The following is a 24,029-nucleotide window of genomic DNA, read 5'->3' as shown; positions in this document are numbered from 1 at the left end:
GGCCTCGTCGAGTGACGGCAGCGGCCCACGCGGAGATCGCCGAGGGCGTCGTTCCGCCGGAACAGGTCGCCGTCGCGGCCGGACGGAGCACACAGGCAGCGGCGCCTCGGAGTAGTCCGCCTTCCGCGGCGCCACGAGTACCGTCCCGAGTGGGGTGCCTCGGCGGGACTCTTCATCGGACGGGTCTGTCGGGACCCTGCGCTCCGCGGGATCCCGCGGCCGGTTTATGAATGACAGCGCTAGACGGCGGCGTTCTGATGCTGCCTCGTGGCGGCACGCATATTGCACTACAGCGCGACCGCGCTTACACGCGGGAGGGTCCGCGCGGAACGCTGTCAATGGAGACCGGATGTTGAGGTCTCTTGTGTGCGAGTTTGACGATAAACCAGATGTCGATGAGCGCAACGGCGAGGTTCATGCCAACCATCGGCCAGGTTTCGACAACGATGTTGTACGCGACCAGCATCACTGCCGCAACGAGGTTGAGAACGCGTAGGCGCATCATGTTGCCCTGGAGCAGCGAGGCGACGAGGATCGCCGAACCGATCCAGCCGAACACGTCGATCACGAGAAGGCTCCAGCCGGCGGGTGTTCCCCGCATGATTCGCGAACAACCAGGTCGAACTCGGCCGTTTCGTGAAGGGGCTCCGTTGGGCGATTTCGCGCGACCATTGCGAGGGCACGCTCGGCGATCTCGTGAATCGGCTGGCGCACCGTCGTTAGGGGAGGAAGGGAGTACGCCGAGTGTTCAGTGCCGTCGAAGCCTGTAACTGCGACGTCTCCTGGGACTGAGAGGCCTAGGCGGTGGCAAGCGAAGAGCACCCCGTACGCCTGCTCGTCGGTGGAGCAGTAGACAGCACGGGGGCGGTCAGGGCGCGCTAGGAGGTCGAGCATGACCTGAGCCGCATTCGCGCGGGAAAACTCGCTGCTGACCTCCGTCATGCCTACACCGCCGGCGGCGGTCGCAGCGCGTCGTACGCCGGCGCGGTGCTGTTGCGAGCCGGCCGCGTCCCCTGGTCCGTTCAGGAGAGCGATGGTCTCGTAGCCGTGCTCGATGAGGTGCGATGCGGCGGCGAACGCGGCTGCCTCGTAATCGATCGAAATCGTCGAGGCGTGGTGCGAGTCGGGGATGGGATGCAGCAGTACTACCGGGATCCCCGCTTGCTGCAGTGGTCCGAGGTCAGGTGCGTCATGGACGGAGACCACGACGACTGCGTCGACCCGGCGGTCGACGAACGCGGTGATGTTCGAATGTTCCCGCTTGGGGTCGAGCCCAGAGTCGCCGATGAGCAGCAGATCACCTTGAGCTGCGGCAGCCTCCTCGAGCGCACGTGCAAGCTCTCCGAAGAAGCGGTTGGCGATGTCGGGAACGACGAGACCGATGGACGAGGTCCGACCATGGCTGAGTGCGCGCGCCAACACGTTCGGTCGGTAGTCGAGTGCTCGAGCGGCATCGAGGACGCGCTCCCGGGTCGCGGGTGAGACGTTGCGGGGCCCGTTGTTGAACACATAGCTAACGACCGCGGTCGAGGTCCCTGCACGTTTCGCCACGTCTCGAGCTGTCGACATCGACGGCCTCCTTCTACCCGGTTAGATAGCTGAGACCGTAGCAGACCTGAAGTGGTCTCTGATCGTTGCTGTTTCCGCCTACGCCCAGCTACAGTGCCATCTACGCGGTTCGTCTAACCGCGTAGATACAGCCACCCGGCATGGGTTCGAAGGAGAAGCACCATGAAACGACCGATCATCATTGTCGCCGGCGTCATCGCCACGTCCCTTGCTCTGGCGGGTTGCACCGGGTCAGGGGGCTCATCGAGCACCGGTGAGGAAGGCGCGGGCAGTGTGCAGTTTGTGGGCCCCGAGGATCCGGCGGTGTTCGCGCCCGTAATCGCCGCGTTCGAGGAGAAGCATCCCGATATCACGGTCGATTACACGCAGGTCCCGTTCGATACCTACGCGACGACCCTCCAGCAGCGGCTCGCGGCGAAGGACGACACGATAGACGTGTTCGCCGTTGACCAGCCCAACCTCGCGCAGATCGCTGCGCAGGGTTTCCTCGAGGACCTCACAGACCTCAGCGACGACGCTCAGGCGGCTACGTCGGAGGCGCAGTACGGCATCAACATCTACCAGGACAAGATGTACGCGCTTCCGGTGTGGAACTCGACTCAGATGCTCTTCTACAACAAGGACATCCTCGACACCGCCGGCGTGGTAGCCCCCTCGCTGGACCCCGCCCAGCGCTGGACGTGGGATCAGGTCGAAGACGCGGGAACCAAGGCCAAGGCCGCGGGCATGGAGTCCGGTCTTCTGCTCGAGCAGGCGGAGGGGTACTACCAGCTGCAGCCGCTGGTCGAGTCCCTGGGTGGTGGTTCCGGGATCACTGGCGACGACATGCTCACCGTGGACGTCACGACCGACGGATGGAAGGAGGCGATGACCTGGTACGGCGAGACCTTTGCGTCGGGTCTCTCGCCGCGCGGTGTCGGTGGCTTCCAGACGAGTGCTGTGTTCAGCGACCAGAAGACGGCATTCTTCGTCGGCGGCCCGTGGGACATCGGCAACTTCGCCACGAATGCGACCTTCAACTGGGGGATCGCTCCGCACCCGTACTTCGCTGGCGGCGACGCTGTGACCCCGACCGGCTCTTGGTCGTGGGGCATCAATACGGCCTCGCAGAACAAGGATGCGGCGCGGACTTTCCTCGAGTACGTCGCGCTCGATCCTGAAGGCAACCTGGCCTCCACCGAGACGCAGACCATCATCCCGGCGAACACGGAGGCCGCGGCCCAGTATCTGCCTCGCCTCGAGGCGCTTGGTGGGGACCACAGCGCAGGTGCGGCCGATCTCATCACCTATGAGATCGAGAACACCGCCGTCGCGCGCCCTGTTTCCGTTGGGTACGTCCAGTTCGAATCGCTCATCAACAAGGCGTTCGCCGATATCCGTAACGGATCCGACGCCACCGAGCGGCTCGAGCAGGCACAGAAGCAGATCGAAGACGCATGGAGCCAGCTGCGATGACAGCTCTCGTCCCGGAACCGGGCGCGGCGAAGAGTCGCGCACGGTCCCGCGGCGCCCGCTCTGCTCTCAGCGGACCCGCCCCCATCGCTCTCCTCTTCCTCCTTCCCGCCCTCGTCTCGCTGCTCGTGCTCCGGCTGGCACCGGCGGGCGTCGCTCTCTTCGACAGCCTCTTCCGAACGAGCCTGCTCAGCGGCACCACATTCGTCGGCCTCGGCAACTACATCGAGCTCTTCGCCAACCCCGACTTCCAGAACTCCCTTAGCGTCACACTGCTGTTCACCATCGTGGTCAACCCGCTGCAGGTGGCGGCCGCGTTCCTTCTCGCGGTGCTCTTCACGCGCAAAGCGGCGGGAGCGCGGTTCTGGCGGTCTCTGGTGATCCTGCCCATCGCGGTACCTCCGGCCGTCTCCGCCGTGATCTGGAGCGTCATCTACCGACCGGACGGCCTGGGCAACGGCTTCCTCGCCATCTTCGGTATCCCCACGCAGCCCTTCCTGACCTCTCCCGAGCAATCGCTGATGTCGATCATCGTGCTCCTGTCCTGGATCGGAGTTGGCTACTGGATGATGTTCCTGATCGCCGGCATCAACGACGTCCCCGGTGAGTACTACGAGGCCGCCTCTCTCGACGGCGCTTCCGCTTGGCGCCAGCTGTGGACAGTCACCTTCCCGCTGGTCCGCCGACCGCTCGCCTTCGTGCTCGTCGCCGACACCGTGTCGAACTTCCTGATCTTCGCCCCCGTCCAGATCCTCACCAAGGGCGGGCCAAACGGGTCGACCAACCTCCTCATGTACGACATCTTCACGCGCGCGTACACCTTCGCCGACGTCAACAAAGCACAAGCCGAGGTCGTGATCCTCGTGTTGATCACGATCGTCATCGTCGCCGTGCAGTTCCGCATGCTCCGAACGGAGAACTGACATGACCACGCACGCACCTCGTCGGCGTACTAGCCCTAAGCGGCTCGCTCTTTACCTCGGAACGACCCTGCTCGCCGTCATCGCCGGAATTGCATTCCTGACACCCCTGTGGTGGTCGTTCATCAATTCCTTGCGACCAGGATCAGAGACCTTCAGCTACCTGAACCCCCTGCAATGGCAGACGTTCTTCACCCTCAGCCCGACCCTCGACAATTACGCCGCACTGCTGGACACCGACCTCTCCAGAGCCATCCTGAACTCGCTTCTGGTCAGCCTCGTGACCGTTGTCGCAGGCCTCGCCGTGTGCGCGACAGCCGCTTTCGGCCTCTCCGCCTTTCGCTTCCGCGGACAGGGGATCCTCTTCTCCGTCATCATCCTGACGTTCCTCATCCCCTTCGATGCCATCGCGATCCCCCTCGCCGACATGTTCCGCGATTGGAACCTGCAGAACACCTTCATCGGACTGATCCTCCCCGGCATCGGGAACGGGATGGCCATCTTCCTACTGCGCACCTTCTTCCTCGCCATCCCAGAGGAGCTCGTCGAAGCCGCAAGGCTGGACGGACTCGGCTGGTGGGGAGTCTTCACCAGGATCTACCTGCCACTGTCCCGACCCTCCCTCATCGGAGCGGGCCTGATGCTTTTCCTCTTCCAATGGCAGGCCTACGTCTGGCCGCTGCTCATGGGAACCGATAAGGACCACATCCTCGGTCCGGTCGCCCTGTCCAACCTGCAGGGACAGTTCCAGGTCGACTACGGGGTCCTCTTCGCCGCCTCGATGGTCCTCGTCCTCATCCCACTGATCATCATCCTCAGCTTCCAGCGCTACTTCATCCAGTCCGTGACCACCTCCGGACTCAAATGACCTCCACCGAAAGGTTCCCCGTGACCAACCACCACCGCGTCATCCTCGACACCGACATCGGCAGCGACGTCGACGACCTCATGGCGCTCACCCTCCTCCTCGGCACGCCTTCTGTAGAGCTCGTCGGCGTGACGACCGTCTATGGCGACACCCCGCTGCGCGCACGACTGGCCAAGAGAGTGTTGCGCATGGCTGGGTGCGATGCCCCCGTGCATGCAGGGCTCCGCGTGCCCCTCTCCAGGCGAGACGTCTGGTGGGCCGGCCACGAAGGCGCTCTGTACCCCGACCTCGACGCCGAAACCTACGATTCCGACGACGCCGTGCGCTATCTCATCGACACGGTCCTCGCGTCGCCCGGTGAGATCGAGCTCGTCGCCATCGGGCCCCTCACCAATATCGCCGCAGCGCTCATCGCCGAGCCACGTTTCGCAGGGGCCGTGGGGCGTGTGTGGATCATGGGAGGCGACTTCGCGGACGACACCCCCGAGCACAATCTCCTCTCGGACTCAGACGCCGCACGAACCGTCTTCGACTCCGGCATGACGATCACGATCACGGGACTCGAGGTCACCCGCCGTATCGACATCCGCACAGCGGAACTCGACCGCATCGAACAGTCCGGAGCTCTTGGAGCACTCATCAGAGCCGAGATCGAGCAGTGGTGGGCGTTCTGGAACGAGGAATGGAACGTGCCCCACGACCCGGTCACGGTCCTCACCCTCACTCACCCGGAACTCTTCGAGGCAACCGCTCCAGGACACGTCCAGATCGGTACAGGGGAGCGGGAGGGACGCACTGGCCACACGCTGGGAGGGGGACGCACACGCGTCATCACCGCTCTCGACGCAGCGGCGGTCTCGGAGAGCATCGTCTCCGGCATCGTGACGGGGAGCACCGAAGACGCGCCCCTCGGGATCGTCCCGTGACGCCCGCCATGGCAGTCCTCGGCTCGATCAACCGCGACCTCGTCACCCGCACGGCTCGCGCCCCCCTCCCCGGCGAGACCGTCATCGGTGGTCCGCTCGAGCGGCTACCCGGGGGTAAAGGCGCCAATCAGGCGATCGCGGCACACCGACTAGGAGCGTCCGTGCGCTTCCTCGGAGCGGTTGGCGACGATGAGGACGGTCGCTCCCTCGTCGCGCACCTCGCCGACGTCGGCGTGGACACCACTGGTATCCAAATCGTCGACACTCCGACCGGTGCCGCACTGATCGTCCTCGACGAGGACGGTGAGAACTCCATCGTCGTGTCCCCGGGTGCCAATCACCGCATCGACGCCACCCGGCTGACGATCGGACCCGATGAAGCACTCCTCGCTCAACTCGAAGTCCCTATCGAAACCGTGGAGGCGGTCGCCGCGAGGACGACAGGGTTCATCGCCGTGAACGTGTCACCGGCGCAGACTGTGCCCACAACCCTCCTCACCCGCATCGACCTCTGCATCGTCAATGAGACCGAGCTCGACTCCCTTCCGCAGCTGAAAAGTGCACCCCTGCTCGCTCTGACTCTCGGAGCGCGAGGTGCGGTGCTCTACCGCCACGGGCAGGAGGTGGCGCGCTCGAGCAGCTCCGCGGAGATCGTCGTCAACACCGTCGGTGCAGGCGACGCCTTCGCCGCCGCACTCACGGTCGGACTTCTTCGAGGAGACGACGAAGCAACAGCCCTGCACCGTGCCTGCGCCGTCGGAGCCGCCGCGGTTGCAGACCCGCTCTCGCAGCCTCCTCTCCGCCCCTTGGACTTCTACGGCGGGGGAAGTAACGGATGAACACCAGCGGTTTCCTAGCTGGCCTGCCGAAGGTTTCCCTCCACGATCACCTTGACGGCGCGATCCGCACAGCGACAGTGCTGGAGCTCTCCGGAGACAGAACGGGCCGGTTCTCCAGTCCGGGAGCACTCTCGGAGTGGATGCTCACGAACAGCGAATCCGGTTCACTCGACCAGTACCTCTCGAGCTTCGCCGTCATCGGCCCAGTCCTGCAGGTCAGAGAAGCACTCGAACGAGTCGCCTCCGAGTACGTCGAGGACCTCGTCGCCGACGGAGTCGTCTACGCCGAAGTCCGCTGGGCACCCGAAGCACACACGAGCGAGTCCCTCACCCTCGAGCAGGCCGTCGATGCAGTGCAACGCGGCCTCGACTCGGCGTGCTCGGCAGCGAACGCCGCCGGCCACCACATCCACGTCACTCAGATCCTTATCGCCCTCAGGCACCAGGACGCCTCGCTCGAGATCGCGCGGCTAGTCCTCGAACGCCGGAATGACGGAGTGGTCGCTTTCGACCTAGCGGGACCGGAGGCGGGATACCCGGCTCATCACCACAGAGCCGCACTCGACCTTCTTGCGGAGAACCTCATGCCGGTGACCATCCACGCCGGTGAAGGGGACGGCTTGCAATCCATCCGCTCCGCCCTCGTCGACGGTCGTGCTCTTCGGCTTGGGCACGGTGCTCGCCTCGCCGAAGACCTCACGACCGGAAGCGCCCCCCATGAACTTGCAGCATCATTTGGCGCGCTAGCGACGTGGGTCCTCGACCGGCAGATCGCGCTTGAACTCTCACCGACGTCGAACCGTCAAACGGGTGCCATCGCCGCGTGGGGAGACACTCTTCAACACCACCCGTTCGATCTGCTCTACCGAGGCGGCTTCGCGGTCACCGTCAACACGGATAACCGCACACTCAGCTCCACCACCCTCACCACCGAAATCGAACGCCTGAGCGACGCCTTCGGCTACGGACCGAGCGACTGGATCGCCTTCCAGCTCAACGCCGCGTCGGCAGCATTTCTCCCGCACGACAAAAAAGAAGCCCTGATCAACCAGATCATCGACTTCCGGAACCTTCATGCGGTAGACGACCCGCAGGAGGAATCATGACGGATACTCTCTCCCCCCAAGAAATGGCTGGTTCAGCTGCATCCGCCGTCAGAGAGGCAACGGGCATCTCGTCGGTCGACTTGGCCGTCACACTCGGGAGCGGCTGGCGATCAGCCGACCAGTTCATCGGCGAAACGGTAGCTGTGCTCGACGCGAGCGCCGTGCCCGGATTCCGATCTTCACCAGTGCCGGGACATGCCAGCGTCTTGAAGATCATGCGCACCCCGCGCGGAGCCACCATCCTTATCATCGGAGCGAGAACTCACCTCTACGAGGGCCACGGAGTCGCTGCTGTCGTGCACGGCGTGAGAACGGCAGCCGCGCTCGGCGCCCGCACCGTAGTGCTGACGAACGGAGCAGGCGCCGTCACGCCGAGACTCACGCCCGGACGAGCCGTCCTGATCAGAGATCACCTCAACCTCACCAGCCTCTCACCCCTCGTGGGCGCAGAGTTCGTCGACCTCACTGACCTGTACTCCTCCCGACTCCGACGGATCGCGCAGGGACTCGCTCCCGAACTCGGCGAAGGCGTCTACGCCCAGCTACCGGGACCGCATTACGAGACCCCCGCCGAAGTGCGCATGCTCGAGACACTCGGCGCCGACGTCGTCGGCATGTCGACTGCACTCGAAGCCATCGCCGCTCGCCACGTAGGTCTCGACGTTTGTGCGCTCTCGCTTGTCACCAACTTCGGAGCTGGCCTTCAAACCACCGCCCTCAACCACAGAGAGGTTCTCGAAGCCGGAGCTACCGCCGAGCACACCCTGGGCCCACTGTTGGCCCGCATCATCGACGCAATCGCCACTGGCGAACCGAAATAACACAGAGCTACCGTCCAGGGTGCCAGTCCGGAAAGCAGTAGCTTTCTGAGACGTGCCGTCTGGCGGTCGCTCCGCGCTCGGCGGGTCCAGGTTCTCGGGACATCGGCTGTCTTAGAAAGGCGTCTTGCCGCGTTTCGTCTCAGGAGGGGACGCGGAGGGTGTTTCCGAGTCAGAATGAGGTCGTGAGGCTTCTGGGTTATACGCGCGTGAGTACGTCGAGTCAGGACGCGCAGCTGCAGCTCAACGCGCTCGTCGCCGCCGGCGTGCAGAAGCGCGACGTCTTCGCGGACGTCACCTCGGGGAGCAAGACCGCGATCGAGCGGACCGGGATGAAAAAGCTCCTCGAGTACGCCGAGGACGGCGACACCGTCGTCGTCTGGCGAGTCGACCGCCTCGGCCGCTCCCTGATCGACGTGCTGAACACGGTGAACCTGCTGCGCGAGCGCGGGGTGCAGGTGCGGTCGATTTCGGACGGCATCGATCCGTCGACGTTAACGGGTCGGCTGATGTTGAACATGCTCGCCACGCTTGCGGAGTACGAGCGGGAACTCATCGTGGAGCGGGTCAACGCCGGCATCGCCGCCGCCCGCGCGAACGGGACCCGGTTCGGCCGGCCTCTGTCGGATCCGGTCGTGATCGCGGACAAGCTCGCGATCGCTGCGGACGCTCGCGCCCGTGGCCGCACCGCTGAGGACGCTGCTCGTCTCGTCGGGTGGAGTCGCGCGACGCTCTACCGCCACCAGCAGGCTCATGCGGCCCGCGAGAGCGCAGCGATGTAGCGACTGATGGACGGCCTCGAGCGGTGGCGGATCCTTCGACTTCACGTCGAAGATCAGGTCTCTCTCGCGGCCATCGCCCGCGAGAGCGGCATCGGCACGCGGACGCTGCAGCGCTGGCATCAGCTCTATAAGAGGGACGGGCTCGCCGGGCTCGACGACACTGCGAGGACGGACAAGGGCGGTCGGCGCACGGATCCGGCGACCGTCGCCGCCATCGAGCGGCTCGCCCTGACCCGGCCTCGACCGTCGATCGCCACGCTGCACCGCCTCACCATCGAGGAGTGCCTGCGCGACAGCAGGCCAGCGCCGAGCTACGCGACGGTCCGCGAGATCGTGCAGGCCCTCGACCCCGCGCTCGTCACTCTCGCGTTGGAGGGTCCTGCTTCCTATCGCGACCGCCACGAGCTGGTGTTCCGCCGTCGCGCGGAACGGCCGAACCAGATCTGGCAGGCCGACCACACCGAACTCGACATCCTCATCGTCGGAGCGAACGGCAAGCCCGACCGCCCTTGGCTGACGACCGTCATGGATGATCACTCCCGCGCGATCTGCGGCTACATGGTCTTCACCGGAGCGCCCTCATCACTGAACACCGCCCTCGCGCTGCGCCAGGCGATCTGGCGGAAGACCGACCCCGCGTGGGCGATGTGCTGAATCCCCGACGTGCTGCACGTCGATCACGGCTCCGACTTCACCAGCCACCACCTCGAGCGCACCGCCGTCGAGCTACACCTCCGGCTCATCTTCTCGACCGTCGGCCGGCCCCAGGGGCGCGGCAAGATCGAGCGCTTCTTCGGCACCATCAACACCGAAGTCCTCCCGACCCTCCCCGGCCACCTCGGCCCCGGGAACCGCAGCCCGCAGCCCGTGCTCGATCTCCCGGGCGTGGACCGGGCGATCGGCGCCTTCATCGCCACCTACAACCAGCGCATCCACCAGGAGCTCGGTGTTTCTCCGCGAGACGCGTGGGTCGCGGACGGGTGGATGCCCCGCATGCCCGACACCCTCGACGAGCTCGACGGCCTGTTGCTCACCGTGCCCACGCATCGGACCGTGCAACGAGACGGAATCCACTTCCAGGGCCAGCGCTACCTCGCGACCACCCTCGCCCCGTTCGTCGGACACACCGTCACCATCCGCTACGACCCCCGCGACGTCTCCGAGATCCGTGTCTACGACCACGACACCTTCATCTGCGTCGCCGTCGACGAAGCCCACCCCAACATCCGCCTCAGCCTCCGCGACATCGAAGCCGCCCGCCGCGCCCGCCGCCACGAACTCCGCCGCACCATCAACGACCGCATCCCCACCGTCGCCCACCGCGAGGAACCCCACCCCACGGCACCCGCCCCGCGCAAGAAACGACTCCGTACCTACGAGGAGGAGTGATGACCCAGAGCTTCATCATCACCAAGGAACACCGCCGCTTCACCGAGTTCGCGAACGCGGTGAAGAAGGAGCACACCATCGGCATCTGCCACGGCGACGCCGGAGTCGGTAAAACAAACTCCGCCCGCCGCTACGCCAACTGGGACACCCTCGAGCCCTACCTCACCACGTGGGGCCCACGGAGCGAGGACGACGCGAAACACAACGCGCTCGCGCATCGCTCCCGCACCGTCTTCTACACACCCGAGGTGCTGCCGCGACCCAAAGACCTCATGCGAGAGATCGGCAAGTGGCAGGCCCACCTCGGCATCTGCATCGATGAACACCTCCGCACCATCGGGAAGGTCACCGGCGTGCACAACGGCGACATCACCCGGCGAGTCGAGATGCTCATCGTCGACGAAGCCGAACGGCTCACGCCCACCGCTCTCGAGCTGCTCCGCGACGAACACGACCGCACCCACCTCGCGATAATCCTGATCGGCATGCCCGGCATCGACCAGCGCTTCCGCCACTACCCCCAGCTCTACAGCCGCCTCGGCTTCTCCCACCGCTACCGCGCCCTCGGCCGAGACGAACTCCTCTTCGTCCTCGATCGACACTGGAAACGCCTCGGACGCACCCTCGACCCCGACGACTTCACCGACGCTCAAGCCGTCGCCGCGATCGAACGCATCACCCGCGGGAACTTCCGCCTCCTCGAGCGCCTGTTCCCTCAGATCAGCCGCGTCCTCAAGATCAACGAGCTCGAGACGATCACCGACGACGTCATCGAGGCCGCCGCCAGCGTCCTCGTCATCGGCAACTGACCTAGCGACACCGAGCGATCAGAGAACGCCGCCATCAAGCGAGCAACTCCACAGCCGAGCTGCTCAGGTGCGACGTCTCGTCAACGTTCGTCTAGGAGACACGTGATTCAGCAGTGTGCGGCGTCACCGGCGTCGTTCGCCCTCCGGTAGCGGCTTCGCAGCGCGGCCCCGATCGGGTGGGTCCGCTTGCTGGCTCGTCTGTAGCTCGTAGGAGCTACGAGATATAGACTGTCGGGGCCCGGGACGGTGAGTCTCGGGAAGTGAACCCGAGACCCGTCCGGAATGGACGCGGCGCTCGGGTTTCGCGCATTCAGGGTGTGATGTCGATCACTGCACTGATCATCGATTGCGCGCGCCGCCGCCAGTCTCCGCCGCGAGCCCACGCCCACCCCACGGCGTCGGGGATCGCGAGCAGCGGCTCGCTGGCCGCAGACTCGTGCCAGTACTCCAAGGTGCCGACGCTCCCGGTGCGGCGGGTCGCCTCGATCATGCACTGCTTGTCGCGCGCGACCAGCGTCTCATCGCGCTCGAGGCAGAGACGGCCTCCGGTAGGGCCGATGGTGCCGACGAGTTCCTCAAGGCAGCGTCGACGGCGGACGACCTCGCTGCCGAGGTCCCGCGGAGCCCGGAAGATCGTCACCGTGGTGTCGAGGGTGGCGAAAGTGTCGAGCAGGAGTCGCTTTCGCGACTCGTTCTCCTGCTTCATGTGAAGGCGAGGCTGCCCGGGAAGGAGTAGAGCGCGAACCGTGCGCCGCGATTCCGCGATGTCACGGGGAATGATCGCCGCCGCGATGAGCAGGTAGTCCTTTGCTTTCGACTCGTCGACGAAGACGGAGGCGGCGCTCACGTCTCGTCCTCGGGAGGCCAATTGATCTCGAAGTAGCCGGTCCGGTCGCGATCGCTGGCCGCTCCGCCCCACAGCCTGACGATCGACCGCCCGAACTCGCGCGGATCGACCGCATCCTCGCCATCGAGGGGCGCCTCGATCGTGAACGTCAGCATGTTGCCCGGCTCATTGAGCATGGGAGGAGGAGCGGTGACCGTCGATGCGATCGTCCTGCCAGCGATGCGGTAGTCCCGGACGAGCCAGACGAGCCATTCCGTGACCAGCCAGCCGTCACCTGAGGGGCCGGCGGAAAAGATGTCGACGTGGCTGTCGGCTGATTTGATATTCCACCAGAGGGTCCAGACCGGGCGCCCTCGGCGCTCGTCGGTCGTCGCGTGAGCTCTGATGCCGGGCATGGCGTTGAGAAGCCTGCACGGCCATCGCAGCACCGCAGGCGTGTGCGGGTCGTCCTGCTCGGCCGCATCAACGGTGGCGGGTCGAGACCTCTCCAAGCCCGCTAGCCCGCTCAGGTACTGAGCGCGCTCGAAACCGTCGTGGATCTTCCACCAGTGGTCGTCGTCCGAATCGAAATCGGCGGCCCGGTACCAATGGCCCGACAACTTGGCGACGACATGAGCAAGAACACCGACCGCGGTCGTGCTCGCGAGCATCGCCTCCGCATGGGCGACGTCGGGATCTTCCTGGCTCCCAACCTTCGCCGCGAGAACAAGATCGCGCAGCATCTCCAGGTCGGTACGGCGATACTCCGCCGACGCTTGCGAAACGGTCTTCGCGCTCACTCCCAGCTCGGCCGCGACGCTACGTCCCGTTGCTCCCGGTTTGAGTGTCGCCTCATAGATTGCCTTCCGCCGCACCGCAGCCAGCTGCGAGTGAAGGCCCCGAACCTCTTCCCCGACGCGTACACATTCACTCGCGCGCTCGATCGGATCCGGGATCGCCGACACGGACGCGACGAGCTGCCGCAGCAGCCCATCCGCATCGCGCTCCTCGGTCTCAGCCATAGCACGACCCTAGCAGCACGTTACCCCTGGGGGGAATGCTAGAACCGGCAGGAGTAATTCTCTAAGCGGGCACTCGGCCGTGGAGCCGTCCGCCGCTGGATCGAGCGAAGGCGGAGGGGGCGAGTCGCTCGCCCTGTCCCTGGCGGGGGCACGGAACGAGCCGACCGCCTGACTCGTCGCTTCACTCTGCGCTCAGCTCGGACGGTCGATCGCAGATGCGCTGGTTTCGATCTGATCGATTTCAGTCGATAACATCGGTGTATGCCGATTGATTCTGTGCGGGGCACGTCTGCCGCCGTATCCCTGTTCCATTCCTTGGCTGACCCGAAGCGTCTCCAAATCGTGAGGCGCTTGCGGCAGGGGGAGGCTCGGGTGAGCGATCTCGTGGCCGAGTTGGGTGTGGCGCAGTCCACGGCCTCGGAGCACATGAGCTGCCTGCGTGAATGCGGCCTCGTGGTGGGGCGCGCGGAGGGGCGACAGGTGTTCTACTCCCTGGCCCGGCCGGAGCTGATCGACCTGCTGGAGTCCGCAGAGGCTCTACTGGAAGCGACGGGCTTCCAGGTCGACCTGTGCGGCATGTTCGGAACGGACTCCCGGGACGCAACCGACGCGGATGCCGCGTCGACGGTGAGCCGCGACGCGGGGGCTGCGAAGTGATCGGCACGATCGCCGCGGCGATCGGTTTGTTCGCAGCGACGAACATCGATGACATCGTGGTTTTGACGGTGCTGTTCCTCGCGTCCGCGCGCGGCTCGTTGCCGGCATGGAAGGTCGTCGCGGGGCAGTATCTCGGTTTCGCGACTCTCGTCGCGATCAGCGTGGTCGCTGCCGCCGGTCTGACGATCATTCCGGATGAGTGGGTGGGCCTGCTGGGCCTGATTCCTCTGGCGATCGGTCTGTACGGGCTGATCCGCACCCTGCGCAACAGGGGCGACGATGACGATGACGATGAGGGCTCGATCAGCGCGGTCGGGCTGCTGGGTGTCGCGGGCATCACGATTGCGAACGGCGCGGACAACATCTCGCTGTACACGCCGGTGTTCCGTACCAGCCCGGTCGCGGACACGGTGGTCACGATCATCGTGTTCTTCCTGCTCGTGGCGGTGTGGTGCCTGGTCGCTCGCGTCGTCGGGACGAACAAGACAGTCACGGAGCTGCTCGAGCGGGTCGAGCACTGGCTCGTGCCTGCCGTGTTCATCGGTCTGGGGCTCTTCATCCTGATCGAGTCGGGTGTCCTGCCCCGACTCCTCGAACTCTTCTGATGGCCGCGACGCGCACGGCCGCGTTCCGAGTGGCGGTGGCGGCCGCGCTGATCGCGGCAGCGTTCGCCCTCGATCAGCTCACCAAGAGCTGGGCGCTCACGGAGCTAGGCGACGGGCGCACCATCGAGCTCGCGCTGGGCGCCCGGCTGAAGTTGATCTTCAATCCCGGCGTCGCGTTCGGGATGGGCTCGGAGCTGGGCCCGCCGCTGGCGGTGGGACTGATCGGCATCGCCGGCGCTCTCACGGTCTGGGTCTTCGTGCGTGCCGCTCGAGGCGCGCCGATGGGCGGCACGGCTCTCCTGGCTCTTGCCGCTGGGGGTGGCGCCGGGAACATCTGGGACCGCATCAGCCGCGCAACAGGCACTCCCCTCAGCGGGGAGGTCGTGGACTTCATCGCGGTCGACTGGTTCGCGATCTTCAACGTCGCGGACATCTTCGCCACCTGTGGCATCGCCGGCTGGGCTGTCCTCCAGGTCTTCGGCAAGCACGACAGTCCCGAACCGCGCAGGTCCGAAACGTGATCACTTCGCCGCCCCCCGTCCTAACCCCTCGCAAATCCTCCGCGACCGTTCGTCGCGCGACGATCACCGGCCTGACAGAAAGCACCACCGTGACAACCAGCACTCTGATCGCGGTCACCTCGTGAGCGCCCTCACCCGCCGCGCCCTGCTGACCTTCCCCCCGCTCGCCGTGATCGGCTTGGCGACCAGCGGGTGCGCCCGCGATGACCTCGCGGAGCAGTACCGGGGCGGGTCGAACAAGAACTACGTCGCCGGCGACGGCACGGTCATCGAGTGGCCGATTGGCAGCCGCGGCGAGCCGGTGGAGTTCGTGGGAACAGGCGAGACCGGGGAGTCGATCAGCTCGGACGACTATCGCGGGCAGGTGCTCGTTGTGAACTTCTGGTACGCCGCGTGCGCCCCCTGCCGCGCCGAAGCACCCGACCTCCAGGCGCTGCACGAGCAGTACGACGGGAACGGCGCGACGTTTCTGGGGGTCAACGTCCGCGACCAGGCCGAGACGGCCGTGGCGTTCGCGAACACCTACGACATCACCTACCCTTCGATCATCGACACCGACGCCGCGGTGGCTCTCGCGTTCGCTGGGAAGTTCGCCGCGAACGCCGTCCCCACCACCCTCGTCCTCGACGTCGAGGGTCGGCCCGCCGCGCGGATCCTCGGCCGCGTCACGGCCCGCTCGATCCTCGACACCCTCATCGCGGACACCATCGCGGAGGCGGCGTCGTGAACTGGGGAGAGGCCGTGTTCAGCGGCCAACTGTTGCTCGCTGCACCCATCGCGGTCCTCGCCGGGCTCGTCTCGTTCGCGTCCCCGTGCGTGCTGCCCCTCGTTCCCGGCTACCTCGCCTACATCGGCGGGAACCCGGACCTCGCCGCGGGCAGCCGCCGTCGCCTCGTCGCCGGGGTGGGCCTGTTCGTCGCCGGCTTCGCCGTCGTCTTCATCGCCTACGGTGCCGCGTTCGGCGCGCTCGGCACGTGGCTGCTCGAATGGCAGGACACCGTCACCCGCATCCTCGGCGTGCTCGTGATCCTCATGGGTGTCGTGTTCATCGGTCAGGTTCGGTTCCTGCAACGCACGATCCGTCCCCGCTGGAAACCGGCAACCGGACTCGCCGGAGCACCCCTGCTCGGTGTCGTGTTCGGGCTCGGGTGGACGCCCTGCTTCGGACCCACCCTCGCCGCGATCTCCGCGTTGAGCCTGGACGGGGCGTCCGCGGGCCGCGGCGCGCTGCTCGGGCTGCTGTACTGCCTGGGCTTGGGGATCCCGTTCCTGCTGATCGCGCTCGGATTCTCCTGGGCGGCAACCGCGACCAGCTTCCTCAAGCGCCACATCCGCACCATCAACCTCCTCGGCGGAGGGCTGCTGATCCTCATCGGCACCGCGATGGTCACCGGCCTGTGGACCCAGTTGATCTACCGCCTGCAGAACCTCATCAACGGGTTCGTCCTCCCCATCTGACCTTCCATTCCCTCGCCCGACAGGACCGCAGAATGAGCACGCCCACACCCACACCCACACCCATGCCCACGCCCACCGAGACCGAACAGTTGACCCGACGCGGGCTGCGCCTCGCGCAGTTCACCGTCGCCTACAACGTCATCGAGGGGATCGTCGCGATCGCGGCGGGCATCGCCGCGGGACTCGTGTCCGTGATCGGGTTCGGCATCGATTCCGGTATCGAATCGATCGCCGCCGTGCTGGTGGGCCTGCGTCTGGCGGCGCGGCTGCGACACGGCGAAGCGGACGAGGCCAAGGAGCGGCGCACGCTGAAATTCGTCGCGGTGACGTTCTTCCTCCTCGCCGCGTACGTGACCATCGAGGGCATCCGGAGCCTGATCGAGGGTGAGGCTCCCGAGTCCTCGCCCGTCAGCATCGTGCTCCTGGCCCTCTCGATCATCGTCATGCCGGTGCTCGCCGGGCTGAAGACCCGCGTCGGGAAGAAGCTCGGTGACCCCCTGATCCTCGCGGACGCCGCAGAGACCCGAATCTGCGTCCTGCTGAGCGTCTCCACCCTCGTCGGACTCGTTCTGTACGCGCTCACCGGTGCGGCGTGGCTGGACCCCGTTGCGGGCTTCGTCATCGCCCTCTTCGCGATCCACGAGGGCCGCGAGGCCTGGGAAGGCGAACTCGTGGAGGACGACGATGATGATGACGACTAGATCAGCAGGCGACGAGCGACAGCAAACACCTCCGCAAGACCAGCACCTCCGTCAATCGGACGCCTGGGCGGCCTGATCGACGCGTCGACATCGCACGATTGGATCTGGACGCCTTAAAAATGAAGACCCCGCGAGGCGGGGTCTTCGGCTGGCAACGTTCCGGGAACCGGCCCGTTGTGATGATCACGATACACGCGGATCCTGGGCGCTCAACAGGATCCTTATCCCGCCGCGACAGAGAACGGGCGTTCTGTGTGAGCGTCCGCTCGCTGCGCCGTGAGCTATTCGGGCAAGGAATTCACGGGCGCCCGCGGGGCGCAGCACCGGTCACTCGTGACGGGCGGGTCTGGTGGAGGCCGCGCCTCGTGAGACCTCGGGGCTTGAGGATCGACAGTCCGATGATGACGGTGAGGACGATCGCGCCGCCGAGCGTTGCGACGACGAGCTGCGTGCGGGTGCCGTCGAGCGTCGCGGGGATCTGGCCGTTGTGGGCGGCGGCGGCCATCGTCCCGATCAGGCGGGTGTGGATGAGGAGGACTGCGGTCGCGAAGACGGTCAGCCAGAGTTTGATCGCCACCCAGTAGTGACGCAGCAGCCCCCAGTGCGTCCCGAGTCCTTGGAGGATCCCGGTCGCGAGGGAGGCGAGGGCGAACGGCACGATCACGAGCATCCCCACCGGTTCCAGCGCCAGGTACGCGCCGCGCACCACGAGGGGGTCGCTGTTCGTCGCTCCGAGAACGGCGATCGCGAGGAAGGCGCAGACGGCGCCGAACCAGCCGACCGAGACCAGCACGTGCACGGTGAGGGCGAGTTGCCGGGCGCGCGGGGTGAACATCATCAGTGGTTCATCATCTGAGCTCCGCCGCCGGTGAGCAGGTGCACGGCGATGAAGACGATCCCGAGCGCAGCAACGACGAGCGAGAACACCTTTACCCACACAGGTCGCGGCGGCGGAGGCGTGCCGGCGGGGTCGGAGTAACTCATGAGCCACAGCCTAGATAGCGGCCCTGGTCGTCGCGCTGCACGGCGGGCTTGCGGCGGCGCGGTCGCGGGAGGTGCCGCTACTGCTCGTCGGTGTTCTTCTGCTGTGCGTGCGCTTCTTCGAGGTCGAGCTGCCGGGACACGATCTCCCGGTAGGTCGTTCGTCGGACGCGCCGGATCATGTCGACGGACAGCAGGACGGCGGCTCCCGCGACGAGGAAGGTCAGCAGGAAGCCGAACAGGCCCGGAGTGACGGTGTCCTCGTTGAACGGCGCGGGGGTGGGGGTCGCCGGGGACGGCGGGGTGGTGGTGAGTTCCGTGAGCAGTTCCAGTAGCAAGAGCGTGTTCCGTTCGTCGGGTGAGCAGGTCGTCGGTGATGTCGGATCCGCGAGGTGCGGCCTCGCGGCGGGTGTCCCGGTGGCGTCCTGCCGGGCCGCGGGAGCGCGCGTGGACAGGTGACGTCTGCGGAGTCGTGCGTGTCCAGGAGTGTCCAGCTCCGGGAATGAACGAGCCTTCAACCCCGTTGTCAGATACCCCGGGGGGGTATACGGTTCGGTGAGGTCGGTTCAGGCCGGAAGGAGTCACGATGGTCAAGCACGAGGGGCATTCGAGCGGGCACGGTGAGCATCACGGGGCGACGCCAATGCCGGCGCAGTCCGAGCACGGCGGCCACGCGATGCCGGGAGAGCGCGGGGCGTCGCACGGTCAGGCCGTGAGTACGGCTCCGGACGGTCACGCCGGGCATCCGGTCAGCAGCGAGCACGGTGACCCTGCCGGTCACCCGGGCCACGGCGAGCACGACGGCCACGCAGGGCACAGCGGTCACGCGGGTCACGGAGGTCACGGTGATCACGTGGGCCAGTTCCGGCGTCTGTTCTGGATCATGTTGGTTTTCGCGGTGCCGGTGGTGGGTTTCAGCGGCATGTTCGCGATGATCCTGGGCTATTCGCTGCCGGAGGCGTCGTGGGTCGCGTGGATCTCGCCGGTGCTGGGCACGGTCATGTACGTGTGGGGCGGCCGGCCGTTCCTTGAAGGCGCGGTGTCGGAGCTGCGCTCGAAGACGCCGGGGATGATGCTGCTGATCGCGTTGGCGATCACGGTCGCGTTCCTCGCATCGTGGGGTGCAAGCCTGGGGCTGCTGGATCACGAGCTCGATTTCTGGTGGGAGCTCGCGCTGCTGATCGTGATCATGCTGCTCGGGCACTGGATCGAGATGCGCTCCCTCGCACAGACCTCCTCCGCCTTGGATTCCCTCGCGGCGCTGCTGCCGGATGAGGCGGAGCGGGTGCGCGAGAGCGGCGTGGAGAAGGTGTCTCCCGCGGACCTGGTGCAGGGCGACGTCGTGATCGTGCGTCCCGGCGGCCGGGTGCCGGCCGATGGCCGAGTGCTCGAGGGCACCGCGGATATGGACGAGTCGATGATCACCGGGGAGTCCCGAGCGGTCAGCCGAGGACCGGGGTCGATGGTCGTCGCCGGCACGGTCGCCACGGACACGGCCCTGCGGGTGGAGGTGACGGCGGTCGGAGATGACACGGCTCTCGCCGGCATCCAACGCCTGGTCACCGAGGCGCAGAACTCCTCCTCGAGGGCGCAGCGCATCGCGGATGTCGCGGCCGGGTGGCTGTTCTGGTTCGCGTTGGGCGCGGGCGTGATCACCGCGATCGTGTGGTCGCTGCTGGGCAGCCCTGATGAGGCGGTGATCCGCACGATCACGGTCCTGGTGATCGCGTGCCCGCACGCGCTGGGCCTGGCGATCCCGCTGGTGGTGTCCATCGCGACCGAGCGCGCCGCGAAGGGTGGCGTGCTCGTGAAGGACCGTCTGGCGTTGGAGAGCATGCGGACGGTGACCACGGTCCTGTTCGATAAGACCGGCACCCTGACCAAGGGTGAGCCGACGCTGACCGCCGTGCACACCGTCGAGGGTGTGGGCGAGGAGGAGCTGCTTGCGGTCGCCGCAGCGGTGGAGGCGGACAGTGAGCACCCGCTGGCGCGGGCCATCGTGAACGCTGCACGCGACCGCGGTGTGCGGGTGTCGGCGGCGACCGGGTTCGAGGCGTCGACCGCGGTCGGTGTCACCGCGCACGTCGAGGGGCGGGCAGTGAGTGTGGGGGGTCCGTCGATGCTCCGCGCGCACGACGCGGCGCCGCTCGAGCAGACGCGGGCGTGGGAGGCGGAAGGGATGATCATCCTGCACGTGCTCCGCGACGGCCGGGTTATCGGGGCGTTGGGGCTCGCGGATGAGGTGCGGGAGGAGTCCCGGCAGGCCGTGGACGCGCTGCACGCGATCGGCGTGCAGGTGGTCATGATCACCGGCGACGCCGAAGCCGTCGCGAACACCGTCGGCGCGGAGCTCGGTATCGATCGGGTGTTCGCGGGGGTGAAGCCGGAGGACAAGGCCGCGAAGGTGATCGAGCTGCAGAACGAGGGCCGGCGGGTCGCGATGGTCGGTGACGGTGTCAACGATGCGCCCGCTCTCGCGCAGGCTGACGTGGGGATCGCGATCGGTGCGGGCACCGATGTCGCGATCGCGTCCGCCGGGGTGATCCTGGCGTCCGATGATCCCCGGTCGGTGCTGTCGGTGATCGAGCTGTCGAGGGCGAGCTACCGGAAGATGAAGCAGAACCTGTGGTGGGCGGCCGGCTACAACCTGCTCTCCGTCCCGCTGGCTGCGGGAGTGCTGGCCCCGATCGGGTTCGTGCTGCCGATGTCGGTGGGTGCGCTGCTGATGTCGGCGTCCACGGTCGTCGTCGCTGTGAACGCGCAACTGCTGCGCCGGCTGGACCTGTCCCCGCAGGCCAGCACTCGCGCCGCGCGCGAGCGCGGCACCAGCCCGGTCCCTCACGAGGAGGGCCGCAGCACCGTCCAGGTGCGTCCGTAGTCGCCGCTGGCGACCACGCCGCGCTCGTCGGCGACGAGGAGCCACTGTTCTTCGCCGTCGACGAGCGTGAACGCCTCCGGCGTCCCCTCGACCCTTCCGTGGCTTCGCCAGGAGCCCTCCAGAGTCCCCGTCCACAGCACTCCGTCGACGTCGACACCCACCAGCTCCCCGCCGGCACTGCTGTCCACGAGGAACAGGGCGGGCGCGCCGGGGACGGGCCGGAAGGTGACCGCCGCGTCGTCGCTGATCTGCAAGCCGGTCTCGGTGGTCGCGAACACCCGGTCGGGGCGCTCCGGGTCCGCGGTCAGATCCCGTAGCGGCAGGCGTGCGGCCGGGGTCCAGGTGGCGCCGGAGTCGTCGCTTCGGAGGATGGCGCCGCCGGTCGCGTCGTATCCGTAGACGCGGGTGGTAGTGCCGGTGAGGGCGACGGTCGCGAGGTCGTGGAAGTCCGTCTCTCCGCTGAGGGACAGCGGCTCCCAGGTCGCGGCCGCGTCGGTGCTGCGGATCAGGCCCAGATTCGGACCCGGCGCTGACGTCTCGGCGGGGTCGGGATGCCCGGAGGCGTAGAACACGCCTTCCGGGGTGATCGTGAACCCCATCGTGTCCTGCGCCCGCCCACCGATCGGCCCCTCACCCGAAGGCGCACCGGCGCTGGTGGTGGGGTAGGTGTCGGGGAGGGTGTCGGTCGGGATCACCCACACTCCCGAGTGCGCGGCCGCGTAGGTGAGTCCGGTCGCCGGATCCCAACCCAGCCCGTGCACATGCTCCAACCCTTCCGGGGCGGCTACGAGCGCGCCGGTTTCTGCACGGTCCGACATGGTGCAGCCGGCGAGCAGCGCCACCGTCACCGCGGCGCCGATCGCCACGACGAGACGGCGCGGGCGGTGCGGGTGCTCAGCCAAGGGTCACTCCTCGGGCGCTCATGAACGGTTCGGGGTCGACGCGGGCGCCGTTGACGCGGGTCTCGTAGTGGAGGTGGCAGCCGGAGGATGCACCGGTGGAGCCGACGAGGGCGATGCTCTGCCCCGCGGTGACGCTCTGCCCGACGGAGACGAGGTTGGTGCTGTTGTGGGCGTAGCCGGTCTGGATGCCGTTCCCGTGATCCAGGAGCACCCAGTTGCCGTAGGAGCCCAGCGGCCCGGAGTAGGCGACGGTCCCGGCGGACGCGGCGGCGACGGGCACTCCGCAGCCGGCCGCGAGGTCGGTGCCGTAGTGGAAGGACCCGACTCCGGCGACCGGCCGGTTCGGGCGCGGCCCGAACGCGGAACTGATCCACCCCGACACCGGCCTCACCCACCCCGACCCCGACGGCACCGGCGCCGCACTGCCGGCGGCCGGGGCGGCCGGGCGGGAGACGGGGGCGTTCCCACCGGACACGGGTGCGGGCGCGGTGCGGACGGCGGTGGCGGCGGCTTGCGCGGCGCGGGCGGCGGCGGCTTGCGCGGCCTGCGCGGCGGCGGCCGTTTCGGCGGCACGCCGCGCGTCTTCGCCGCGCTGATAGTCGGCCTCGGTCGCTTCGCGGTCCTCGGTGAGGACGCTGAGCTGCGCCTGCAACGTGGCCGCGTTCACCGCCTGCTCGTCGCGGCGCTGCTGCACAGCGTCGCTGGCCGCGATCGCGTCGGCCAGCGCGTTCTGCGACGCGCTCGCCAGCTCGCCCAGCTCCGCTTTCGCGATGTCCGCCTGCTCGGTGAGCGCCTGGGCGGTGTTCGCGTCCGCGGTCGCGGTGGCGTAGATCGTGTCCGTCTTCTCGGCCAGCTTGCTCATCGTCGCGAGCTGATTCAGGAGGCTGCTGCTGTCCTTCCCTGTCAGCAGCGACAGGGTGAGGTTCGAGCCGGCGGTGCGGGACAGGGATGCCGCGAGACGGCCCGCCTGCACCTGCGACGTGTCCGCGCGATCGGAGGCGGCGTCCGCCTGCTCCTGCAACGTCGCCGCACGGTGATTCGCCCGGTCGTAGGCGCCCTGAGCTCGTTCGTACGCTTCGCCGCGCTGCTGCTGCTCCCGCTGCGCGGCGGCGACGTCCGCCTCCAACCTTTCCAGCAGGCCGGTCAGCTCGGTGATCTGCGTTTGGGTGCTCGCCTCGCTCGCGCGAGCGCTCTGCACCTGCTCCCAACTCGGATACTCCGCCGCCTGCGAGGCCGGCGCGCTGAGGAACAGGGATGCGGTGACGGCGAACACGAGGACCGCCGCGGCGCCCGCCCGGCGGGCGGGTGTCGTGCGCGGGTCAGCCAAGACCGACACCCAGATCGCTCATGAAAACCTCCGGGTCCACGGGGCTCCCGTCCACGCGGGTCTCGAAGTGCAGGTGGCAGCCGGAGGACGCTCCGGTGGAGCCCACGAGTGCGATGAGGTCGCCGGCGGCGACCGTGTCGCCCACGTTCACGAGCAGGTCGCTGTTGTGCGCGTAGCCCGTCTCGATGCCGTCGCTGCTCTCCACCAGGATCCAGTTGCCGTAGCTGCCGGCGTAGTCGGCTTCCTCGACGGTCCCACCGGTTGCGGCGACCACGGGTGTTCCGCAGGGGGCGGCGAGGTCGGTGCCCTTGTGGAACGGGCTCACTCCCGAGACCGGAGCATTCGGGCGCGGACCGAAGGTGCTCGAGATGCGGCCCGCGACCGGCACCCGCCAGGCGGCACCCGCGATGCCGCTGTCCTCGAGGGACGCGGCGGAGTCTTCTGATGCGTCGTCCACGAGGGCCGTGGCGACGGCGGCGGTCACCAGCACCTCGGGTTTGGCTTCCGCGCCGAACGCGTCACGGGTGACGGTGAGCTGCACGGCGCCGGCGGCGACGAACGTCTGCGGCTGCACCTCGCTGACGGCCAGGGTCGCGGTCGTGGTCGGGGTGCCTTCCACGGCGAACGCGGGCATGGAGGAGGTCACCGCGATCATCGTGACGAGAGTCATCGC

The 24,029-nt window shown here is 67.3% G+C and carries 26 protein-coding genes and 1 pseudogene; 17 read left to right on the top strand and 10 right to left on the bottom strand.

Translation table 11 applies throughout. The features are described 5' to 3' along the window. Positions 1-304: 304 nt before the first annotated feature. Together C5C27_RS03390 and C5C27_RS03385 are read right to left on the bottom strand one after the other, a co-directional pair. Positions 305-568: a YgjV family protein gene (locus C5C27_RS03390; RefSeq protein WP_104313624.1), complete on the bottom strand. Its 264-nt coding sequence runs from the start codon at positions 566-568 to the stop codon at positions 305-307. Continuing rightward, on the bottom strand, positions 565-1,569 hold the full coding sequence (locus C5C27_RS03385) for a LacI family DNA-binding transcriptional regulator (protein ID WP_104313623.1): 1,005 nt from the start codon (positions 1,567-1,569) through the stop codon (positions 565-567). Before C5C27_RS03385 ends, C5C27_RS03390 begins: the two co-directional genes overlap by 4 nt. A 162-nt stretch (positions 1,570-1,731) precedes the next feature. Between C5C27_RS03385 and C5C27_RS03380 the strand changes: the two genes are divergently transcribed. The 10 genes and pseudogenes from C5C27_RS03380 to C5C27_RS03335 all read left to right on the top strand — a co-directional run bounded on the left by C5C27_RS03380 (position 1,732) and on the right by C5C27_RS03335 (position 11,478). Continuing rightward, complete coding sequence (locus C5C27_RS03380) at positions 1,732-3,024, top strand: sugar ABC transporter substrate-binding protein (protein ID WP_104313622.1); 1,293 nt, start codon at positions 1,732-1,734, stop codon at positions 3,022-3,024. Further along, positions 3,021-3,944 carry a carbohydrate ABC transporter permease gene (locus C5C27_RS03375; RefSeq protein ID WP_104313621.1) on the top strand — a complete coding sequence of 308 codons (924 nt, stop codon included), beginning with the start codon at positions 3,021-3,023 and terminating at the stop codon, positions 3,942-3,944. Before C5C27_RS03380 ends, C5C27_RS03375 begins: the two co-directional genes overlap by 4 nt. 1 nt (position 3,945) lies before the next feature. After that, positions 3,946-4,809 (top strand): carbohydrate ABC transporter permease, encoded by an 864-nt coding sequence (locus C5C27_RS03370; RefSeq protein WP_104313620.1) that lies wholly within the window; start codon positions 3,946-3,948, stop codon positions 4,807-4,809. Between the two features lie 20 nt (positions 4,810-4,829). Continuing rightward, positions 4,830-5,735: a nucleoside hydrolase gene (locus C5C27_RS03365; protein ID WP_181133435.1), complete on the top strand. Its 906-nt coding sequence runs from the start codon at positions 4,830-4,832 to the stop codon at positions 5,733-5,735. A gap of 8 nt (positions 5,736-5,743) precedes the next feature. Beyond that, complete coding sequence (locus C5C27_RS03360) at positions 5,744-6,574, top strand: ribokinase (RefSeq protein WP_104313635.1); 831 nt, start codon at positions 5,744-5,746, stop codon at positions 6,572-6,574. Next, a complete protein-coding gene (locus tag C5C27_RS03355; protein ID WP_104313618.1) occupies positions 6,571-7,680 on the top strand; it encodes an adenosine deaminase in 1,110 nt (369 codons plus the stop codon). The genes C5C27_RS03360 and C5C27_RS03355 overlap by 4 nt, the downstream gene beginning before the upstream one ends. After that, a complete protein-coding gene (locus tag C5C27_RS03350; protein ID WP_104313617.1) occupies positions 7,677-8,501 on the top strand; it encodes a purine-nucleoside phosphorylase in 825 nt (274 codons plus the stop codon). The genes C5C27_RS03355 and C5C27_RS03350 overlap by 4 nt, the downstream gene beginning before the upstream one ends. Before the next feature lie 182 nt (positions 8,502-8,683). Next, positions 8,684-9,280, top strand: a complete 597-nt coding sequence (locus C5C27_RS03345; RefSeq protein ID WP_104313634.1) for a recombinase family protein — start codon at positions 8,684-8,686, stop codon at positions 9,278-9,280. Between the two features lie 6 nt (positions 9,281-9,286). Further along, a pseudogene (locus C5C27_RS18805) lies at positions 9,287-10,669 on the top strand (Mu transposase C-terminal domain-containing protein). Beyond that, on the top strand, positions 10,669-11,478 hold the full coding sequence (locus tag C5C27_RS03335) for an AAA family ATPase (protein ID WP_104313616.1): 810 nt from the start codon (positions 10,669-10,671) through the stop codon (positions 11,476-11,478). The pseudogene C5C27_RS18805 and the gene C5C27_RS03335 overlap by 1 nt, the downstream one beginning before the upstream one ends. Positions 11,479-11,788: 310 nt before the next feature. On the opposite strand, the gene C5C27_RS03330 is transcribed toward C5C27_RS03335, so the two are convergent. Together C5C27_RS03330 and C5C27_RS03325 are read right to left on the bottom strand one after the other, a co-directional pair. Further along, the gene (locus tag C5C27_RS03330; protein ID WP_104313615.1) at positions 11,789-12,325 is read right to left on the bottom strand and encodes a hypothetical protein; all 537 of its coding nucleotides are present in this window, start codon (positions 12,323-12,325) and stop codon (positions 11,789-11,791) included. After that, positions 12,322-13,326, bottom strand: coding sequence for a hypothetical protein (locus C5C27_RS03325; RefSeq protein WP_104313614.1), 1,005 nt, complete (start codon positions 13,324-13,326; stop codon positions 12,322-12,324). The genes C5C27_RS03330 and C5C27_RS03325 overlap by 4 nt, the downstream gene beginning before the upstream one ends. Before the next feature lie 261 nt (positions 13,327-13,587). Here C5C27_RS03325 and C5C27_RS03320 point away from each other — a divergent pair, with 261 nt between their 5' ends. The 6 genes from C5C27_RS03320 (at position 13,588) to C5C27_RS03295 (ending at position 17,268) form a co-directional block, all read left to right on the top strand. Further along, positions 13,588-13,983 (top strand): metalloregulator ArsR/SmtB family transcription factor, encoded by a 396-nt coding sequence (locus C5C27_RS03320; RefSeq protein WP_104313613.1) that lies wholly within the window; start codon positions 13,588-13,590, stop codon positions 13,981-13,983. Further along, positions 13,980-14,588 (top strand): cadmium resistance transporter, encoded by a 609-nt coding sequence (locus C5C27_RS03315; protein WP_104313612.1) that lies wholly within the window; start codon positions 13,980-13,982, stop codon positions 14,586-14,588. Before C5C27_RS03320 ends, C5C27_RS03315 begins: the two co-directional genes overlap by 4 nt. Beyond that, on the top strand, positions 14,588-15,109 hold the full coding sequence (locus tag C5C27_RS03310; protein WP_104313611.1) for a signal peptidase II: 522 nt from the start codon (positions 14,588-14,590) through the stop codon (positions 15,107-15,109). Before C5C27_RS03315 ends, C5C27_RS03310 begins: the two co-directional genes overlap by 1 nt. 121 nt (positions 15,110-15,230) lie before the next feature. Continuing rightward, entirely contained in the window at positions 15,231-15,836 is a 606-nt protein-coding gene (locus C5C27_RS03305; RefSeq protein WP_104313610.1) for a TlpA disulfide reductase family protein, read from the top strand. 32 nt (positions 15,837-15,868) lie between these two features. Then, positions 15,869-16,567 (top strand): cytochrome c biogenesis CcdA family protein, encoded by a 699-nt coding sequence (locus C5C27_RS03300; RefSeq protein WP_244259537.1) that lies wholly within the window; start codon positions 15,869-15,871, stop codon positions 16,565-16,567. After that, positions 16,507-17,268 carry a cation diffusion facilitator family transporter gene (locus C5C27_RS03295; protein WP_258066486.1) on the top strand — a complete coding sequence of 254 codons (762 nt, stop codon included), beginning with the start codon at positions 16,507-16,509 and terminating at the stop codon, positions 17,266-17,268. Before C5C27_RS03300 ends, C5C27_RS03295 begins: the two co-directional genes overlap by 61 nt. 298 nt (positions 17,269-17,566) lie before the next feature. On the opposite strand, the gene C5C27_RS03290 is transcribed toward C5C27_RS03295, so the two are convergent. The 3 genes from C5C27_RS03290 to C5C27_RS03285 form a co-directional block, all read right to left on the bottom strand. Beyond that, on the bottom strand, positions 17,567-18,106 hold the full coding sequence (locus tag C5C27_RS03290; protein ID WP_219813129.1) for a DUF2269 domain-containing protein: 540 nt from the start codon (positions 18,104-18,106) through the stop codon (positions 17,567-17,569). Further along, positions 18,106-18,252, bottom strand: a complete 147-nt coding sequence (locus C5C27_RS17875) for a hypothetical protein (protein WP_159910452.1) — start codon at positions 18,250-18,252, stop codon at positions 18,106-18,108. Before C5C27_RS17875 ends, C5C27_RS03290 begins: the two co-directional genes overlap by 1 nt. A gap of 77 nt (positions 18,253-18,329) precedes the next feature. Next, complete coding sequence (locus C5C27_RS03285) at positions 18,330-18,587, bottom strand: hypothetical protein (protein WP_243588138.1); 258 nt, start codon at positions 18,585-18,587, stop codon at positions 18,330-18,332. A 248-nt stretch (positions 18,588-18,835) separates the two neighbouring features. Between C5C27_RS03285 and C5C27_RS03280 the strand changes: the two genes are divergently transcribed. Further along, the gene (locus tag C5C27_RS03280) at positions 18,836-21,127 is read left to right on the top strand and encodes a heavy metal translocating P-type ATPase (protein WP_243588137.1); all 2,292 of its coding nucleotides are present in this window, start codon (positions 18,836-18,838) and stop codon (positions 21,125-21,127) included. Here the strand turns inward: C5C27_RS03280 and C5C27_RS03275 are convergent. From C5C27_RS03275 to C5C27_RS03265, 3 genes are read right to left on the bottom strand one after another with little or no spacing between them, the layout of a single operon-like run. Next, complete coding sequence (locus C5C27_RS03275) at positions 21,088-22,029, bottom strand: F510_1955 family glycosylhydrolase (protein ID WP_146079598.1); 942 nt, start codon at positions 22,027-22,029, stop codon at positions 21,088-21,090. The genes C5C27_RS03280 and C5C27_RS03275 overlap by 40 nt on opposite strands. Beyond that, complete coding sequence (locus C5C27_RS03270) at positions 22,022-23,356, bottom strand: M23 family metallopeptidase (RefSeq protein WP_146079597.1); 1,335 nt, start codon at positions 23,354-23,356, stop codon at positions 22,022-22,024. The genes C5C27_RS03275 and C5C27_RS03270 overlap by 8 nt, the downstream gene beginning before the upstream one ends. Continuing rightward, positions 23,349-24,026: a M23 family metallopeptidase gene (locus C5C27_RS03265; RefSeq protein ID WP_181133434.1), complete on the bottom strand. Its 678-nt coding sequence runs from the start codon at positions 24,024-24,026 to the stop codon at positions 23,349-23,351. Before C5C27_RS03265 ends, C5C27_RS03270 begins: the two co-directional genes overlap by 8 nt. Positions 24,027-24,029 lie beyond the last annotated feature (3 nt).

This window comes from Rathayibacter sp. AY2B7, assembly GCF_002931635.1.
In the GTDB taxonomy this organism is placed as follows: domain Bacteria; phylum Actinomycetota; class Actinomycetes; order Actinomycetales; family Microbacteriaceae; genus Rathayibacter.
This window is presented reverse-complemented; position numbering and strand designations above follow the sequence as displayed.

Excerpts from the sequence above, each read along its gene's own strand:
- C5C27_RS03385 (WP_104313623.1), bottom strand. The coding sequence starts at position 1,569 with ATGTCGACAGCTCGAGACGTGGCGAAACGTGCAGGGACCTCGACCGCG.
- C5C27_RS03380 (WP_104313622.1), top strand. The coding sequence starts at position 1,732 with ATGAAACGACCGATCATCATTGTCGCCGGCGTCATCGCCACGTCCCTT.
- C5C27_RS03375 (WP_104313621.1), top strand. The coding sequence starts at position 3,021 with ATGACAGCTCTCGTCCCGGAACCGGGCGCGGCGAAGAGTCGCGCACGG.
- C5C27_RS03370 (WP_104313620.1), top strand. The coding sequence starts at position 3,946 with ATGACCACGCACGCACCTCGTCGGCGTACTAGCCCTAAGCGGCTCGCT.
- C5C27_RS03360 (WP_104313635.1), top strand. The coding sequence starts at position 5,744 with ATGGCAGTCCTCGGCTCGATCAACCGCGACCTCGTCACCCGCACGGCT.
- C5C27_RS03355 (WP_104313618.1), top strand. The coding sequence starts at position 6,571 with ATGAACACCAGCGGTTTCCTAGCTGGCCTGCCGAAGGTTTCCCTCCAC.
- C5C27_RS03350 (WP_104313617.1), top strand. The coding sequence starts at position 7,677 with ATGACGGATACTCTCTCCCCCCAAGAAATGGCTGGTTCAGCTGCATCC.
- C5C27_RS03335 (WP_104313616.1), top strand. The coding sequence starts at position 10,669 with ATGACCCAGAGCTTCATCATCACCAAGGAACACCGCCGCTTCACCGAG.
- C5C27_RS03325 (WP_104313614.1), bottom strand. The coding sequence starts at position 13,326 with ATGGCTGAGACCGAGGAGCGCGATGCGGATGGGCTGCTGCGGCAGCTC.
- C5C27_RS03320 (WP_104313613.1), top strand. The coding sequence starts at position 13,588 with ATGCCGATTGATTCTGTGCGGGGCACGTCTGCCGCCGTATCCCTGTTC.
- C5C27_RS03310 (WP_104313611.1), top strand. The coding sequence starts at position 14,588 with ATGGCCGCGACGCGCACGGCCGCGTTCCGAGTGGCGGTGGCGGCCGCG.
- C5C27_RS03290 (WP_219813129.1), bottom strand. The coding sequence starts at position 18,106 with ATGATGTTCACCCCGCGCGCCCGGCAACTCGCCCTCACCGTGCACGTG.
- C5C27_RS17875 (WP_159910452.1), bottom strand. The coding sequence starts at position 18,252 with ATGAGTTACTCCGACCCCGCCGGCACGCCTCCGCCGCCGCGACCTGTG.
- C5C27_RS03280 (WP_243588137.1), top strand. The coding sequence starts at position 18,836 with ATGGTCAAGCACGAGGGGCATTCGAGCGGGCACGGTGAGCATCACGGG.
- C5C27_RS03265 (WP_181133434.1), bottom strand. The coding sequence starts at position 24,026 with ATGACTCTCGTCACGATGATCGCGGTGACCTCCTCCATGCCCGCGTTC.